The sequence below is a fragment of the Candidatus Merdisoma sp. JLR.KK006 genome, from assembly GCF_036941035.1.
In the GTDB taxonomy this organism is placed as follows: Bacteria; Bacillota; Clostridia; order Lachnospirales; family Lachnospiraceae; genus Laedolimicola.
Genome location: NZ_JAYMNS010000067.1, coordinates 1 through 2,740 on the forward strand (window position 1 = coordinate 1; position 2,740 = coordinate 2,740).

The following is a 2,740-nucleotide window of genomic DNA, read 5'->3' on the forward strand; positions in this document are numbered from 1 at the left end:
CATACCGCAGGGATTTTTTTCGTACAGGAAACAGCGTTCCCTGCACGAAAACCCTCCGGGGGATTGCACTGCGGCGGAGCGGAATTATGTTGCTGGCGCAACCCGCCGCAGGCAGGGAATCCTGCCGGAGCAGGATTCTGATATAAGTCAAAAAATAAAATGGAGGTAAGTAGATTGAAGAAGTTAAAAGAAAGATTGAAAAGAGGGCTTGCCCTGATGATGGCGGCGGCATCCATTGTTTCCGTGCTTCCGTCCATGAACGTGTCGGCGGCGTCGCAAACAGCGAAGATTACCTTTGCGTACTGCCATGACGGGGCAGGCAATGCCATCCGCTACCAGCAGACCGTCACCCACGATGGGAGGGTATGCGGAGAGGCGGGGGAGGCAAGAACCCGTATCTATGCGGACGGGGAGCCTGCCTTCTGCATCCAGCCGGGAGTGCCGCTGCATACAGGGAACACGTTGCAGGCAAACGCTTCTGAAACATGGAACGCCTTAAGCGGGAGCCAGAGGGACGCCGTGAACCTTGCGCTTCTGTACGGTTCGCAGGGCAGCATGGGGAGCCTTCCCGGTTCCGAGGATGAAAAGGTGGTTGCCACGCAGATGGTCATATGGGAGATCGTGACCGGGTGCAGGAACGCCAATGCCCCGTATAACCAGACAGACGGAAAGTTTTATAACAGCATCTGCGCAAACGGGGCAAACGGCGGTGTGTCCGCAGCGTACAGCCAGATTGTGGCGGGTATGCAGGAACACGGGACAATCCCCAGCTTTGCGTCTACCGACAGGAACGCAGTTGTAAAGGAGCTTTCATGGGACGGGGATAAATATGTCGTGAAGCTGACGGATACGAACGGGGTTTTATCAAAATATAACTTCACTTCATCCAACAGTAGCGTGTCCGTGAGTGCGTCAGGGAATACCTTAACCATCACTTCCCAAAAGGCGGTGACGGGGGACGTGCTTTTATCCGCAACCAAGAGAAGCCCGGCAGTCAGCGGCACACTGGTAGCCTATGGCGATGCGTCTTTGCAGGACGTCGTGGTGGGCGTGGAGAGCGCAGCCGACATCACGGTGTACCTGAGCGTGAAAATCCCATACGGCCATGTGCAGATTGTGAAAACGTCCGAGGACGGGATCGTGGAGGGGTTAAGGTTCCAGATTACGGGCAGCGGAATCAACAAAACAGTGGTTACGGGGAAGAACGGAAAGATTAAGGTGGAGAACCTGAATCCGGGAACCTACACCGTGACCGAACTGACAGAGGATCGCTATGAGCTGCAGAAATCACAGAAAGTGACCGTTGCAGGCGGGCAGACCGCAAAGGTGGAATTCTCCAACATCTTAAAGCGCGAGGATTTAAAAGTAATCAAAGGCTCCGAGGACAATCTGGTGGAGGGCGTGAGGTTCCATTTATACGGGACATCCCTCTCCGGCGCAATGGTAGATGAGTATGCAGTGACCGACAGGAACGGTGTCGCTATGTTCTCTAACATCCTCATTTCCGGCTCCACACCATACACCCTTGAGGAAGTGGACACCGCAGTCCGCTATGTCATCCCCAAGAAGCAGAGCGTCACAATCAAGTGGAAGGAAGTCACCAGCGCAACCGTGACCAACATTTTAAAGAAGTTCCGTGTCAACGTGACAAAAACAGATAAGGAAACCGGGGAGCCGCAGGGTGACGCAACGCTGGCGGGCGCAGTGTATGGCATTTATGACGGGGACACCCTGATCGACACCTACACCACCGACAGCGAGGGGAAATTCACCACGAAATATTATATTTGCGGCAATAACTGGAGCGTCCGGGAGATTACGCCATCCGAGGGTTATCTTTTGGATGAAACCGTACACCATGTAGGGGCGGAGCCGGAGAATTATGCGATTGAGCTGAACACCACGTCCAATGACGTGCAGGAGCAGGTCATCAAAGGGCGCATTTCCATCATCAAGCACACCGATGACGGAAGCACACAGATTGAAACACCGGAGGAAGGCGCAGAATTTCAGGTATATTTGAAGCGTTCCGGAAGTTTTGACAATGCAAAAGAGAGCGAGCGGGACACGCTGGTATGCGATGAGTATGGCTATGCGGAAACAAAAGACCTGCCTTATGGCGTTTACACCGTCCACCAGACCAAAGGGTGGGAAGGCAGCGAGCTTATGAAGGATTTTGACGTGTATGTCAGCAAAGACGGGGAGGTTTACCGCTACCTGATCAACAACAGGCCGTTTGCGTCCTATATCAAGATTGTGAAGAAAGACGCTGAAACCGGGAACACCATCCCCCTTGCAGGCGCAGGCTACCAGATTTATGACAGCGCAGGGGAGCTTGTCACCATGAAGTACACCTACCCGGAAGTGACAACGCTGGATACGTTCTACACCGGGGCGGACGGATACCTGATCACGCCGGAGGAGCTGCCTTTCGGGGATTACACGATGGTGGAGGTGCAGGCTCCTTATGGCTATGTGCTGGATTCCACGCCCATCCCGTTTACTGTGGCGCAGGAAAATTCCTCTGAGGAGAGCGGCGTCACCGTGGTAGTAACAGAGCAGAGGAATATGCCGCAGAAGGGCAGAATCCTTGTGGCAAAGACCGCCGAGGAATTTGCGGGTGTCCAGACTTCCGGTGACGGAATAATCGACAAAGACGGGGATTTAGCGGAAGGCGGTAACATTTATACCCCGGTGTTTGAAGTGACCGGGAAAGCGGGGGCGGTATATGAAATCATTG

Annotated in this window: 1 protein-coding gene; it reads left to right on the plus strand. The window is 53.9% G+C overall.

Going from position 1 to position 2,740, the window contains the following annotated elements; all coding sequences use genetic code 11:
• Window positions 1-216 precede the first annotated feature (216 nt).
• Window positions 217-2,740: SpaA isopeptide-forming pilin-related protein (locus VSQ61_RS22525; RefSeq protein ID WP_334346558.1), on the plus strand; the 2,524-nt coding region annotated here is incomplete at its 3' end.